Annotated in this window: 16 protein-coding genes; 11 read left to right on the top strand and 5 right to left on the bottom strand. The window is 66.7% G+C overall.

The window, feature by feature from the left end; genetic code table 11:
• Positions 1-5: 5 nt before the first annotated feature.
• The 5 genes from AB0C34_RS27190 (at position 6) to rdgB (ending at position 4,168) form a co-directional block, all read left to right on the top strand.
• Positions 6-968 carry a cysteine synthase gene (locus AB0C34_RS27190; protein WP_357078769.1) on the top strand — a complete coding sequence of 321 codons (963 nt, stop codon included), beginning with the start codon at positions 6-8 and terminating at the stop codon, positions 966-968.
• A 118-nt stretch (positions 969-1,086) separates the two neighbouring features.
• The gene (locus AB0C34_RS27185) at positions 1,087-1,686 is read left to right on the top strand and encodes a rhomboid family intramembrane serine protease (protein WP_357078837.1); all 600 of its coding nucleotides are present in this window, start codon (positions 1,087-1,089) and stop codon (positions 1,684-1,686) included.
• 69 nt (positions 1,687-1,755) lie between these two features.
• Positions 1,756-2,520 carry a cyclic nucleotide-degrading phosphodiesterase gene (locus AB0C34_RS27180; protein WP_357078766.1) on the top strand — a complete coding sequence of 255 codons (765 nt, stop codon included), beginning with the start codon at positions 1,756-1,758 and terminating at the stop codon, positions 2,518-2,520.
• Between the two features lie 269 nt (positions 2,521-2,789).
• Positions 2,790-3,560: a ribonuclease PH gene (rph, locus tag AB0C34_RS27175; RefSeq protein WP_357078763.1), complete on the top strand. Its 771-nt coding sequence runs from the start codon at positions 2,790-2,792 to the stop codon at positions 3,558-3,560.
• Positions 3,560-4,168: an RdgB/HAM1 family non-canonical purine NTP pyrophosphatase gene (gene rdgB / locus AB0C34_RS27170; RefSeq protein WP_357078761.1), complete on the top strand. Its 609-nt coding sequence runs from the start codon at positions 3,560-3,562 to the stop codon at positions 4,166-4,168. The genes rph and rdgB overlap by 1 nt, the downstream gene beginning before the upstream one ends.
• Positions 4,169-4,179: 11 nt before the next feature.
• Here rdgB and AB0C34_RS27165 read toward each other — a convergent pair whose 3' ends face one another.
• From AB0C34_RS27165 to AB0C34_RS27155, 3 genes are all read right to left on the bottom strand, one after another.
• Entirely contained in the window at positions 4,180-4,479 is a 300-nt protein-coding gene (locus tag AB0C34_RS27165) for a DUF3817 domain-containing protein (RefSeq protein ID WP_357078835.1), read from the bottom strand.
• Positions 4,480-4,553: 74 nt separating this feature from the next.
• Positions 4,554-5,018: a transcriptional regulator gene (locus tag AB0C34_RS27160; protein ID WP_357078758.1), complete on the bottom strand. Its 465-nt coding sequence runs from the start codon at positions 5,016-5,018 to the stop codon at positions 4,554-4,556.
• 283 nt (positions 5,019-5,301) lie between these two features.
• Positions 5,302-6,177, bottom strand: coding sequence for an oxidoreductase (locus tag AB0C34_RS27155; protein ID WP_357078755.1), 876 nt, complete (start codon positions 6,175-6,177; stop codon positions 5,302-5,304).
• 79 nt (positions 6,178-6,256) lie between these two features.
• Here AB0C34_RS27155 and AB0C34_RS27150 point away from each other — a divergent pair, with 79 nt between their 5' ends.
• The 3 genes from AB0C34_RS27150 (at position 6,257) to AB0C34_RS27140 (ending at position 8,578) form a co-directional block, all read left to right on the top strand.
• Positions 6,257-6,454 carry a hypothetical protein gene (locus AB0C34_RS27150; protein ID WP_357078752.1) on the top strand — a complete coding sequence of 66 codons (198 nt, stop codon included), beginning with the start codon at positions 6,257-6,259 and terminating at the stop codon, positions 6,452-6,454.
• Positions 6,455-6,542: 88 nt separating this feature from the next.
• Complete coding sequence (locus AB0C34_RS27145) at positions 6,543-7,190, top strand: PadR family transcriptional regulator (RefSeq protein ID WP_357078749.1); 648 nt, start codon at positions 6,543-6,545, stop codon at positions 7,188-7,190.
• Positions 7,191-7,375: 185 nt separating this feature from the next.
• A complete protein-coding gene (locus tag AB0C34_RS27140; RefSeq protein ID WP_357078746.1) occupies positions 7,376-8,578 on the top strand; it encodes an FAD-dependent monooxygenase in 1,203 nt (400 codons plus the stop codon).
• Positions 8,579-8,689: 111 nt separating this feature from the next.
• Here AB0C34_RS27140 and AB0C34_RS27135 read toward each other — a convergent pair whose 3' ends face one another.
• Positions 8,690-9,109, bottom strand: a complete 420-nt coding sequence (locus AB0C34_RS27135) for a helix-turn-helix transcriptional regulator (RefSeq protein ID WP_357078831.1) — start codon at positions 9,107-9,109, stop codon at positions 8,690-8,692.
• A 390-nt stretch (positions 9,110-9,499) separates the two neighbouring features.
• On the opposite strand from AB0C34_RS27135, the gene AB0C34_RS27130 reads away from it, so the two are divergent.
• Positions 9,500-9,790 (top strand): zinc-binding dehydrogenase, encoded by a 291-nt coding sequence (locus AB0C34_RS27130; protein WP_357078743.1) that lies wholly within the window; start codon positions 9,500-9,502, stop codon positions 9,788-9,790.
• Between the two features lie 66 nt (positions 9,791-9,856).
• Here the strand turns inward: AB0C34_RS27130 and AB0C34_RS27125 are convergent, their stop codons facing one another.
• Positions 9,857-10,573, bottom strand: coding sequence for an HNH endonuclease family protein (locus AB0C34_RS27125; protein ID WP_357078741.1), 717 nt, complete (start codon positions 10,571-10,573; stop codon positions 9,857-9,859).
• 453 nt (positions 10,574-11,026) lie between these two features.
• On the opposite strand from AB0C34_RS27125, the gene AB0C34_RS27120 reads away from it, so the two are divergent.
• On the top strand, positions 11,027-11,902 hold the full coding sequence (locus AB0C34_RS27120; RefSeq protein WP_357078738.1) for a haloalkane dehalogenase: 876 nt from the start codon (positions 11,027-11,029) through the stop codon (positions 11,900-11,902).
• Positions 11,903-11,953: 51 nt separating this feature from the next.
• Positions 11,954-12,808 (top strand): RNA polymerase sigma factor, encoded by an 855-nt coding sequence (locus tag AB0C34_RS27115; protein WP_357078735.1) that lies wholly within the window; start codon positions 11,954-11,956, stop codon positions 12,806-12,808.

The raw sequence follows: 12,808 nt of genomic DNA, 5'->3' as shown, positions 1-12,808 counted from the left end.
TTCCCGTGGCGCGCTATGAATCACTGATCGCGACCCTCGGCAACACCCCTCTGGTGGGCCTGCGCACGCTGTCCCCGCAGTGGGACGGTGACAACCACGTGCGTCTGTGGGCGAAGCTGGAGGACCGCAACCCTACCGGCTCGATCAAGGATCGCCCGGCACTGCGCATGATCGAGCAGGCGGAGGCCGATGGTCTACTCCGACCCGGCTGTACGATCCTCGAGCCCACCAGTGGCAACACTGGCATTTCGTTGGCCATGGCGGCCAAACTCAAGGGCTACCGCCTGGTCTGTGTGATGCCGGAGAACACCTCGGTGGAGCGGCGGCAGTTGCTCACCATGTTCGGGGCGCGGATCATCGATTCACCGGCCGCGGGTGGCTCCAATCAGGCGGTCGCGCAGGCCAAACAGATCGCCGCGGCGAACCCGGACTGGGTGATGCTCTATCAGTACGGCAACCCCGCGAACGCGCTCGCGCACTACGAGACCACCGGCCCCGAGATTCTGGCGGATCTGCCGGAGATCACTCATTTCGTCGCGGGGCTCGGTACCACCGGCACGCTGATGGGTACCGGCCGTTTCCTGCGCGAGAGGGTGCCGGCCATCGAGATCGTCGCCGCTGAGCCGCGCTACGGCGAGCTGGTCTACGGGCTGCGCAACATCGATGAGGGATTCATCCCTGAGCTGTACGACGAGACCGTGCTGACCTCCCGTTTCTCGGTCGGCCCTTACGACGCGGTCAAACGTACCCGCGAACTCGTGCTCGAAGAGGGCATTTTCGCGGGCATCTCCACCGGCGCCATCCTGCATGCCGCGCTGGGTGTCGCCCGCAAGGCGGCGAAAGCGGGTACCCGCGCGGACATCGCGTTCGTGGTCGCGGACGGCGGCTGGAAGTACCTGTCGACCGGCGCATACGACGGCACCCTGGAAGAGGCGGAAGAACGACTCGACGGACAACTCTGGGCCTGATATCCGGACCTGCCGGTACCCTCGGAGAAGCGGGGTCGTGGCTGCGCTTGACCTGGAGGTGGCGGTGACCGGAAGTGCGGGACTCGGGCCGCCGTCCGATCCGAACCGAGTCGCGGCGCTGAAACGACTCTGGCTGCGGGCCGGGGTGGTGATCGTCGGATTCGTCGGGCTGCTCTACAGCATAGAGGGGGTCGAGACCGTCACCGGCCACGATCTCGACTACGCGGGGATCGAGCCGCGGCGGACCGATGGACTGTCCGGCATCCTGTTCGCCCCGGTGCTGCACGGCGGTTGGGACCACCTGATCGGAAATACACTGCCGGTGCTGGTGCTCGGTTTTCTCGCATTGCTGGCCGGCATCGGCCGTGGCCTGGCCGCGACCGCGATCGTCTGGATCGTGGCGGGCGCTGGTACCTGGCTCACCGGCGCGACGGGTTCGACGCATCTGGGCGCCTCGTCGCTGGTTTTCGGTTGGCTGACTTTTCTCCTCTCGCGCGGTTGGTTCGGACGTAACCTCGGGCAGATTGCGCTCGGTCTCGTCGTGCTGGTCCTCTATGGTTCGCTGCTGTGGGGAGTTCTGCCCGGGCAGCCCGGAATCTCTTGGCAGGGCCATCTTTTCGGGGCGGTGGGTGGACTGTTCGCCGGCTGGGTACTCTCTGGTGATGAACGTCGACGCCGTCGTGGAGATCGAGCCGAAATCAGTCTGTCACCACGGTGAACGTACGGCCCGCGAGGAATTGCGGGGGACGCCTTCTTGAGCGGGAATTCAGCGTGGCAGCATGGGGGAATGCGCCTTACCGTCCTCGGGTGCTCGGGCAGTGTGTCCGGACCGGACTCGCCAGCGTCGGGCTATTTGCTGACCGGCCCTGATATGACACCGACGGTCATCGACTTCGGGCCGGGCATACTCGGAGCTTTGCAGCGCTACGCCGACCCCGGTGAGGTGGACATCTTCCTGACCCATCTGCACGCGGACCACTGTCTGGATCTGCCCGGTCTCTTGGTCTGGCGGCGGTACCACCCGACACCGCCGGAGGGAAAAGCGACCGTGTACGGCCCGTCGGACACCACGCTGCGAATCGGCAACGCCTCCGCCGAGGTCGGTGGCGAATGCGACGACTGGTCCGATGTGATCGACCTGCGGCCGTGGTCCGCGGGGGAGACCGTTCGATTCGGGCCCGGACACACCGTAACGGCGCGCCGGATGCTCCACCCGCCGGAGTCCTACGGTCTGCGGATCGAGACCGCGGGCGACCGAACCTTCGTCTATACCGGCGACACCGCTCTGTGCCCGGAGGTTTTCGAACTCGCACGGGGCGCCGACATCCTGATGGCCGAGGCGTCGTGGACCCATGACCCGGCGAATCGGCCCCCCGGTATTCATCTTTCAGGCACCGAGGCGGGCCAACTCGCCGCCGAGGCCGAGGTACAGGAATTGCTTCTCACCCACATCCCCCCGTGGACCTCACGAGAGGATGTCATCGCCGAAGCCAAGGCTCAGTTCTCCGGCCCTGTCCACGCGGTCGCACCAGGCGAAACCTTCGATCTCTGACCAACCCGCCCCGCGCCACGTCTCCCACGCCGATTCCTGCTGTCAGCACGCCGATGCCGGCGAACACGAGCGGATACACCAGTTGCCTGTGACCTGACCTATGCGGCGTTCGCGTTGGTTCTGCGCAATGACGACCCTCTGACCCAAAGCCCGAATAATCGCGCATAGCGAGCGCGAGGCTGGCCTCAGTCACCTCCCCGCGAGACACCAAGGGGCCGCGAACACGCCGCGCCGCAGGCGCGGCCAAACAAACACAGTAGGCTGTGGCCGTGTCGAGACGAGCCGATGGCAGGGCGGACGATGAGCTCCGCGACGTACGGATCACCCGTGGATTCACCACGCATCCAGCCGGTTCGGTGCTGGTCGAATTCGGCCAGACGCGGGTGATGTGCACTGCCAGCGTCACCGAGGGCGTGCCTCCGTGGCGCCGCGATTCCGGGCTTGGCTGGCTCACCGCGGAATACGCGATGCTGCCCGCCGCGACGCATACCCGCAGCGGCCGCGAGTCGGTGAAGGGCAAGGTCGGTGGGCGGACCCAGGAGATCAGCCGCCTGGTCGGCCGGTCGCTGCGCGCGTGTATCGACTTGGCCGCCATCGGCGAGAACACGATCGCCATCGACTGCGACGTGTTGCAGGCCGATGGCGGAACCAGAACTGCCGCCATCACCGGCGCGTATGTCGCGCTGGCCGACGCGGTGACCTATCTCGGTGCGGCGGGTGGCTTGGCCGACCCGCAGCCGATTTCTTGCGCGATCGCCGCGGTGAGTGTCGGCGTTGTCGACGGCCGGGTGCGCTTGGACCTGCCTTATGAGGAGGATTCGCGGGCGGAGGTCGACATGAATGTGGTCGCCACGGACACCGGCACTCTGGTCGAGATCCAAGGTACCGGCGAGGGTGCCACTTTCCCGCGTTCGACGCTGGACAAGTTGCTCGACTCCGCGCTCGCGGGTTGCGAGCAGCTGTTCGTCGTACAGCGAGAGGCGCTGGCGCTGCCGTATCCGGGTGTGCTCCCGAAGCCTTCTGAGCCGAAGAAGAAGTGATGACCCGGGTTCTGGTCGCCAGCCGCAATGCCAAGAAGCTGAGCGAGTTGCGCCGCATTCTGCACGATGCCGGTGTCGCCGGTATCGAGATTGTCGGGCTGGACGATGTTCCCGCTTATGACGAGGCGCCTGAGACCGGGGCGACGTTCGAGGAGAACGCGCTCGCCAAGGCCGCGGATGGCGCTGCGGCTACGGGATTGGCCTGTGTCGCGGATGATTCCGGCCTCGAGGTGGACGCGCTGAACGGAATGCCGGGTGTGCTGTCGGCGCGTTGGTCGGGCAGGCATGGCGACGATGCCGCGAACAACACATTGCTGCTGGCGCAACTGGCCGATGTTCCGGAGGAGCGCCGCGGAGCGCGGTTCGTCTCGGCGTGCGCGCTGGTGGTGCCGGGCGGTGCGGTCACTGTGGTGCGCGGCGAATGGCCGGGTTCGATCGGTCGGAAGCCGGTGGGCGACGGCGGTTTCGGCTACGACCCGCTGTTCATTCCGAGCGGTGGCGATGCCACCGCCGCGCAATTGTCGCCCGCGGAGAAGGACGCGGCATCGCATCGCGGGCGGGCACTGGCGCGACTGCTACCGGTGCTGACCGCGCTCGCGGAGGCCTGACGCGGAGTCGATCAGATGCCGAAGTCCTGCTTGACCTTCTTCGCATTGACGTGTTCGACGAAGAACGACAGCAGCGGGATGGTACCCGCGAGCAAGGTGCCGACGGTGCGTAGCACCGGCCAGCGGACCTTGACCGCGAGGTCCGCGGTGACCAGCAGGTAGACGAAATACACCCAGCCGTGCACTACGGCGATCCAGCTGGGAGTGTGCACGCCGAAGCCGTACTTGGCGATCATCTCGCCGGTGAGCAGCAGTAGCCAGAGACCGGTGATCCAGGCCAGGGCGCGGTAGCGCAGCAGCGCCGACGCGATCTTGCCGGTGTTCGGGGTCGGTGTGGGTGCCTGTGTGGGCGTGACGGTCGTCTCGGTGGAATCCTCGCTGGTGGTCAACCGGCGCTCCTCTCGCGGGTGTGCAGATCCGCTGCGCGGACCTGCTCATCGATGTCATTGGCGTGCAGCGTCGCGAGGTAGCGGTTGTACTCGGCGAGCACGGGGTCCTCGTCCCGAACGGCCTTGGGGCGCTCGGGCAGCAGACCCGCCGGGATCTCCTTCGGTGGCACGGGTTTCGTGGCTCGCCCGCGTTCGGTCGGCTCCCGCTCCGCGGTGTCGGCAGACTCGTCGGTGTGTTCGGCCGCGCGCTCGAGCCGGACGAACCGGAAGTAGGCGAATACCGCGAATCCCGCGAACAGCGGCCACTGCAGCGCGTATCCGAGGTTCTGGCCGGTGCCGCTGGAGGACTCGAACCGCTCCCACTGCCACCAGGCCAGCGCCAGGCACGCCAGCGCGACCACGATCACCAGCACGATGAGGGCCGGGCGATTGTGTGTCGAGCGGGGGTGTGGGGCGGACACGGCTACTACGGTACCCGTTCTACTACGTGGCCCGTAGAGCCAGGTGGGTCCTGGTTCGCGGCGGTGATCGTGGTCATCGCCGGTGGAAACCCGGGTGCTGGCCGTCGGCACGGCGGTCCGATCGGCTGCGGAGATCTCTGCGTCGGCGGAGCCGGTTCGCTGTCTGCGCCGGATCGCCACGGCGGTGGCGAATCAGCTGGCGGGTGGGCCGTCGAGGAGGTCGTGCCGACGGTGGGCGGGCCGGCCGCGGTGGGCGGGCCGGCCGGCCCGGGGGCGTGCCGGTTCAGAACTGATAGGTGACGCCGGTCAGTCGTTCGGATTCAGCCCACAGCTTCGTCCACAGGTCTTCGTTCTTCGAAAGCCGACTCGACGGCGACGCCTTGACCGGGCCTCGGGCTCCGAACAGTCGGGTTGGTCCCCAATACACCTCAGGGGCGGCGTCGGGCATGGTCGCGGCGAACAGTGACGACTGCGCGGCCTTCGCGGGGGAGTGTCCGACCAGGCTGATGAACGGCTTGGCTATCCAGTCGAGCGGCGTCTCGGTGCGAGCGAAGAGGTCGGTGGCCGAGACCCCGGGGTGCACGCCGTAGGAGCGCTTGACCGAACCGGCTTGGGTCAACCTGCGCTGGAGTTCCCGAGCGAACATGAGATTGCAGAGTTTGGACTGCGCGTAGGCGAGGCTGCGCCGATAGCGGCGATGTTCGTAGTCGAGATCGTCGATCACGAGCTTGGGTGTCTGCTTGTGCGCGACGCTGGACAGCGTCACCACTCGGTCGGTGATCCGGTCCAGCAGCAGCCCGGTCAGCGCGAAGTGGCCGAGATGATTGACGCCCCACTGGGTTTCGAAACCGTCCTTGGTGCGGGAGAAGGGGACGTTCATCAGCCCGGCGTTGTTGATCAGCACGTCGAATTCGCCGCTGTTGTCGGCGAATCGGCGGACCGACGACAGGTCGGCCAGGTCGAGTTCGGCCACATGTATGTCGCCGTCGATCCCGCCGGCTACCTCTTTCGCCTTGGCCGTGTCGCGGCAGGCCATGATGACGGTGGCACCGTTCGCCGCGAGGACTTTGGTGGTGACGGTGCCCAGACCGCCGTTCGCTCCGGTGATGACAAAGGTGCGTCCGGTCTGGTCCGGGATTTCGGTAGGTTTCCACGCCATGAGCCCAACCTTACTTTGGAGTAAGTTCTTAGGGAAGCCTCCAGGGTGCGTCGGCACGATTGTCTCAGAGGAGTCGTCCGTGTCGGTTCGGCGACGCGAGCGTCACGGTCACGATCCGGCGACGCGAGCATCGCTGGAACGCGCGCAATCGCGGTTCGCCAACCGGGAGTTGGATCCGAATCGCCGCGCGGCGTTGGCGGAATCTGCGATCAAGATCCTGCCGGTCCTGTCGATGCGTGTTGCTGGACGGGGCGACGGAGTCGCGGCCGAACTGTAGGCCGGCATGTGAGGTCTAGATTCGGGCAGCCTACCGCTTGCGACCCATTGCTCGTGTACGTATATTCGTAGACGAATAGGAGGTGCCCGTGGCCAAGAAGCGCAAAGTCGACAACCTGCTCGCACTCGCGGTGCTCTCCACGATCGTCGAGCGGCCGATGCATCGGTATGAGATCGCGCAGACTATGCGCGAGCGCGGAAAAGACCATGACATGGCCATCAAGTGGGGCTCGCTCTACACCGTCGTGCAGAACATGGCGAAGGCCGGATTTCTCGAGGTAGTCGGCAGTGAACGCGACGGCGCGCGGCCGGAGCGGGTGATCTATCGAATTACTGACGCGGGCCGCGCCGAGATGGTCGACTGGACCAGGGAGTTGTTGACCACTCCGGAACCGGAACACCACCGGTTCGTCGCGGGCCTGTCCATTCTCGCGGTGCTCCCACCTGCCGACGTGATCGAGCTGCTCGATGCGCGTCTGGACGCGTTGGGACACGCCATTGATTTCGCGCGCCGTGAACTCGGCGATCTCACCGGTTCGCTGCCGCGGCTGTTCCTCGTCGAATCCGAATTCGGGCTGGCGATGCTGGAAGCCGAAGCGGCGTGGACGCGTTCGCTGCGCGCCGAGCTGGTCGAAGGCACCTTCGCCGGACTTGCGCAATGGCAGGAGTGGCACGACCGTGCCATCCCGCCGTCCGAAGTCGCCGCGTCGATCGAGAGGGGGGCGGCCGAGAACTGAACCAGTAGAGATCGGACCCGGCGGGGTGCGGCAACACCGCCGCCGGACCCGATCGAACAGTCTCGAACCGCGCCCGCGAACGCGCACCCGGCTACAAGGCTGGCAACCACAGGATAACCGGGTGGATGGCGCGCGGGTCGGTTCGGGGAATCGAAATCCGTATCGCACGAATCCTGGAGGCATCTATGTCCACAACCCGTACCGCCCTCGTGATCGGCGGAGGCATCGCCGGGCCCGTCGTGGCGACCGCCCTGCGCAAGGCAGGCATCGAAGCCTGCGTCTACGAGGCGTATCCCGGTCCGTCCTATGGCATCGGCAGCGGGCTCGCGCTGGCGCCGAACGGTGTCGCGGCCCTCGACATCATCGACGCGGGCGATCCTGTCCGTGATATCGCAGTGCCGATCGCAGGCATGAGCATGTCCATCGGAGACAAGCTCCTACGGATGCCCGGCCTGACCGATGTGCCGCCGCTACAGGTGGTCGATCGCAGCGAACTGCACCAAACATTGCACCGGCACGCAGTCGCCGCGGGCGTGCCCTTCGAGTACGGCAAGCGCTTGCTCGGCGTCCGCGAGGAGGCATCGGGCATCACCGCCCGATTCACCGACGGCAGCACGGCCACCGCCGACGTGCTCATCGGCGCCGACGGTATCCACTCGACCGTGCGTGGGTTGATCGACCCGAACGCGCCGGGCCCGGACTACACCGGGATGCTCGGCTTCGGCGCGATCACCGAGTGTGATGCCACCCGCACACCCGACACCATGACTTTCGCTTTCGGCAAGCAGGCCTACTATCTCTACTGGCCGGTCGGAGACGGGCGTGTGGCGTGGGGCGCGAACCTGCCCCACGAGGAGTATCTTTCGCTCACCGCCGCGCGGGCAATTCCGAAGACACACTGGCTCGACGTCCTGCGCGCGACCTACCGCGACGACACTCCCGGCGGTGAACTGGCCCGGCGCACCACCGAGGAGCAGCTGGAGGTGGTCGGTGCGCTGCACATCATGCCGCCGGTGCCGCATTGGCACCGCGGGCGCATGGTGCTGGTCGGCGACGCGGTGCATGCGCCGTCGAACAGTTCCGGCCAAGGTGCATCGCTGGCGATCGAGAGCTGCCTACAGCTGGCCCGGTGCCTACGCGATCTGCCGACTCCCGAGGCATTCGCCGTCTATCAGCGGTTGCGGCGCGGCCGGGTGGAGGGAATCGCGGCGCGCGCCGCGAAGATCAACCACAGCAAGACGCTGGGTCCGGTGGCGCGCAAGGCGATGCGACTGCTCATGCCGCTCATGGCGAAGACGGTCATGAACCCCGAGAAGACCATGGGGCCCGAGCAGCGCTACCGGATCGACTGGGACGCGCCAGCCGACAGCGAACTCGCCATGGCGTAGGTGGTGGTCCTGCTGGTTCGTGAAAACCGGCTGGACTGGTGCGAGTCGGAAAGTGCTGTCTCCCCGGGCCGACGTAGTCTCCGTCATGCACGGAGGCGGCGTCGGTTTCGGCTAGCGCTGCGCGGCGCGGTCACGCAGAATACGCGCGGTTTGCTCGTTCGCGGGGAGGAACGCTTCCAAGTGCAGTTCGGCGCGCGTGATGTCGACCGCGGTCGCGAGCGAGGTGAGCGTGGTGATCGAACGTAACTCCCCGTCGTCACCGCGCGGGCGTAGCGGCACCGCGAAGCCCAGATGGTCCGGATCCGGATCGGTCTGCGGCAGGTAGCCTTCCAGTTCGGCGATCAGCTCGTCCAGTGCCGGGGCCAGGCGCACCACCATGGTGCGGCCAGGGCGTGAGCGCCCCTGCTCCAGGAAGCTGAGGTGGCGTTGGGCGGTATCGGCGCGGATCGCGAGATCGAGCTGACTGACCCGGCGCAACGTTCGCCAATATCGCGGCTGCCGGGCGAACCCCGGCTCGGTCCCCGCCGTCATCTGAGCAGTATTGATCGCCGCCGACTGCTCCGCCATTCCCCGTGGGGAATCGCACGGTGCCGTCGAGCGTGGCGACACTCTGCCGCGGCCGGCAGGACGGTAGCGGGCGGCGGATACGACGTCATCGCGCTCGACGACCGAGGCGGCGACGCTGACCTGCGCGGGTGTGGTGGCCTGGGCGGCACTCACCACACCGCTGCCCGTGCTGCCCGGCGAGAGCGTGCTGACGGTCGGGAGCGGAGCCGTCGCGCTGTTCGGCGTGCGATACGCCAAAATGCTAGGAGCTGAGGCGATTTCGATCACCTCGAACCCCGACAAGGCCGAGCGGCTGCGCGAGTTCGGAGCCGATGCGGTGATCGACCGGAGTCGGATCCGGAATGGGAGTGCGCCGTGCTCGACCACACCAAAAACGGTCACGGGGTAGAACATGTCTTGGAAGCGGTGGGGATGGCGACCTTGGCCCGATCTGTGCACGCGGCCGCCTACAACGCGCGGATCACGGTGATCGGCGCGATGCCCGCTCCGGGCGTGCCGGCGGGTAACCCGTTCGGGACGTCATACCTGTCCATTCGCAAGATCGCGGTCGGCAGCCGAGCCGATTTCGAGGCGATGAACCGATCGATCGCCGAGCACCGCATGCGGCCGGTCATCGACCGAGTATTCCCGTTCGACCGAGCCTAGGCGGCCTATCGTCACCTTCGCACCGGCGATCCATTCGGCAAGGTGGTGATCGAGGTGTCGTGGAAATCAGGGGCAGGTGCGGAGTTCGCGGACCATGACGTCTTTTTCGGCCGGGGTGACCCAGAGCCGGTAGGCGGCCTTCACCTGGATTTGCCTGGTCAGATAGGCGCAGCGGTAGCCACTGCTCGGGGGGAGCCAGGAGGCTGCGTCGGAGTCGCTCTTGGACTGGTTGGTCGGTCCGTCCACCGCTTGCAGATTGAGCGGATCGTTGGCCAAGTCGCGACGGCGTTCGGGCGAAAGCTGCTGTGCACCTTTCTGCCAGGCATCCGAGAGGGCGACGATGTGATCGATCTGCACATCGTCGGAGGACTTGGGGCCGCGCTTGAAGTGGATGACCTTGCCGGTGTAAAGGTCGTTCAGTGTGCCGGTCGACACGGTGCAGTCGCCCGCCTTGAAGGTCACGTCGGTCAGGTCGCGCACGAGCATGTCGTTGCGGGTGTCGCAGCCGTTGTCGCCGCCGGGTACTGCGACGTTGTCGGTCCAGGCGGGGCCGAATTGCTCACGGCTGTAGCCGGTTTTCGCTGCGCGATCGGCGACACGCAAGGTGTCGAGCAGGGCGAGCGCATCGCGGCTCGGGATCGGTGCGGGGGCGTCGCCGCATACACGTCCGGCGCCGCACTTCGTAGCGGTCGAGGCGGTGCAACCGGTGGAGAACGAGGCCAGTCCGACGAATGTCGCGACCACGAGGCCTATCAATGCCGACCGCCGTGCGGTGAACTTCATCGAACTTCCTAACGCCAACGCCCATCTGAACTCTAACCGGCGTCAAGATATCCGGTGGTCGCTTCGGTGGGATCCGATGGCGCGTATGAGTTTCGGCACAACCGAACGGATTCGCCCGTAGGTCATGGCGACTGGACAGCTCGACGTAATGCGAGACCCGCCCGAGTCGGCGTGCCGGCGCCGGCACGGAGGCGGTCTATCACGAGAGAGTCGATGGCGCGGCGCGGCTGTGCGGACGGGTGTCCAGTTGGGACCGCACGATACGACACCACGGGGCTGATGAGGGGGAGGTCCTGAGGTGTCGGTCGCATCTGTGCTTAGTTCATGGATGCGTCCCGTTGTCGCGGACCCTCATTCGTGTGACGAGCATCACTCGAATGTTCGGTCACAGCCGCCGAGATCGTGTGTCGAACCAGGCATAGGAAGACACATCGATACCTGGAGGACCACATCATGCCTACCGTCGACGTTCTCGACTCGTACATCAGCTACCGCGACACCGGTGCGGGGAAGGTGCCGGCGATATTCCTGCACGGCAATCCGACGACATCGTATATATGGCGCAACGTGATACCGCACGTCGCGGAGCGAACCAGGGTGCTGGCGCCCGATCTGATCGGGATGGGCGAATCGGGCAAACCCGATATCGGCTATCGCTTCACCGATCACGCCGAGTACCTGGATGCCTGGTTCGACGCCCTCGGCCTGGACCAGGTGATCCTGGTCGGTCACGACTGGGGCGGCGCGCTCGGCCTGGACTGGGCTGCACGGCATCCCGGCCGGGTGCGTGGCATCGCCGTGATCGAGACTTTCCTGCGACCGATGCGCTGGGACGAGTTGCCCGCACTCGGGGCCGAGCTGTTCCGCAGGTTCCGGTCGCCCGAGGGCGAGCGAATGGTGCTGGAGGACAACATTTTCATCGAGTTCAACCTGCCGAATGGGGTTGCCGACCTCGCGGCCGAGGACCACGACGTATACCGGGCGCCGTACCCGACCCCGGAGTCTCGCAAGCCGATGCTGGTGTGGCCGAGAGAGTTTCCGCTCGATGGCCAGCCCGCCGACGTGGTCGCCATCGTGCGCAACTACGGCGCCTGGGCAGCCGCGACCCCCGAGGTCCCCAAACTGGTGATGGCACTGGAGAACGGCGTCGGCCTCGGGTCGCCGGAGGCGATCGAGTGGGCCGCGACCACCTTCGCGGGCGTCGAGGTCGTGCCGATCGGTCCGGCCGGGCATCACGCGCCCGAAGACCGGCCGGCGGAGATCGGTCGGGCGGTCGCGGACTGGCTGGGCAGGCGCGCCTTGATCGCGGAGTCCGCCGCATCATCCTGACCGGGACCGGCTTGTCTTGCGCGCCCGGCCCGCGGGCCGAATGATGGCCAGATGGGCACGGAGTACAACCTGGTCGCCGACGAGGAGAAAGCGATGGTCGCGCGCGTGATCGACGGTGACCGAGACGCCGTCGATCAACTGGTGCGGTTACTGCGGGATCCGCTCTATCGGCTGGCTCTGCGCATGGTGTGGCGCCCCACCGAGGCCGAGGACGCGACGCAGGAGATCCTCATGCGCGTCCTCGGCCACCTGCACAGCTGGCGTGCCGAGGCGAAGGTGCTCACCTGGGCCTATCGGATCGGCGTCCATTACCTGCTGAACCTGAAGCGGCAGACCCCGCAGGAGGCTGTTCAACTCAGTCTGGAGGCCTACCGAGACGGGCTGGCCGACGGACTGGCGGACGCGGACTACCGTGGCCCGGAGGCGGCCCTGCTGACTACCGAGGTGCGCCTCACCTGCAGCCAGGCCATGCTGCAATGTCTGGTCCGCGACGAACGGATCGCCTTCGTGCTCGGCGAGGTGTTCGAGCTGAGTTCCGTCGAGGCTGCCTGGATCCTCGATATCACTCCCGATGCCTACCGAAAGCGGTTGCAGCGGGCCAAGAAACGGCTCGGCGACTTCCTGAACGCGACCTGCGGCCTCGTCGATCCGACAGCGTTGTGCCGATGCTCACGCCGGGTGGGCAAGGCGCTCGCGCTCGGCCGTGTCGACCCGCGCACGCCGGTGTACGCCCGGCACGCGGTGAGCGCGGGCGGGCGCACCGCGGCCGCCGCCGAACAGCAGATGATCCGCCTGCACGACGCTGCGTCGGTCTTGCGTGCGCATCCGGATTACGCGGCGCCGCGCGCGAAGCTGGAAGCGATCGCCGGGTTGCTCGGTTCGGGTCGTTTCTCACTGCTGGACTAG

This window comes from Nocardia sp. NPDC049220 (genome assembly GCF_040647855.1).
Classification (GTDB): domain Bacteria; phylum Actinomycetota; class Actinomycetes; order Mycobacteriales; family Mycobacteriaceae; genus Nocardia.
Note: the sequence above shows the minus strand (reverse complement) of the source record. Positions and strands in the feature narration are given on the sequence as shown.

What these genes read in the sequence shown, in the direction of transcription:
- AB0C34_RS27180 (WP_357078766.1), top strand. Translation starts at nt 1,756, where the DNA reads ATGCGCCTTACCGTCCTCGGGTGCTCGGGCAGTGTGTCCGGACCGGAC.
- rdgB (WP_357078761.1), top strand. Translation starts at nt 3,560, where the DNA reads ATGACCCGGGTTCTGGTCGCCAGCCGCAATGCCAAGAAGCTGAGCGAG.
- AB0C34_RS27155 (WP_357078755.1), bottom strand. Translation starts at nt 6,177, where the DNA reads ATGGCGTGGAAACCTACCGAAATCCCGGACCAGACCGGACGCACCTTT.
- AB0C34_RS27140 (WP_357078746.1), top strand. Translation starts at nt 7,376, where the DNA reads ATGTCCACAACCCGTACCGCCCTCGTGATCGGCGGAGGCATCGCCGGG.
- AB0C34_RS27135 (WP_357078831.1), bottom strand. Translation starts at nt 9,109, where the DNA reads ATGACGGCGGGGACCGAGCCGGGGTTCGCCCGGCAGCCGCGATATTGG.
- AB0C34_RS27125 (WP_357078741.1), bottom strand. Translation starts at nt 10,573, where the DNA reads ATGAAGTTCACCGCACGGCGGTCGGCATTGATAGGCCTCGTGGTCGCG.
- AB0C34_RS27120 (WP_357078738.1), top strand. Translation starts at nt 11,027, where the DNA reads ATGCCTACCGTCGACGTTCTCGACTCGTACATCAGCTACCGCGACACC.
- AB0C34_RS27115 (WP_357078735.1), top strand. Translation starts at nt 11,954, where the DNA reads ATGGGCACGGAGTACAACCTGGTCGCCGACGAGGAGAAAGCGATGGTC.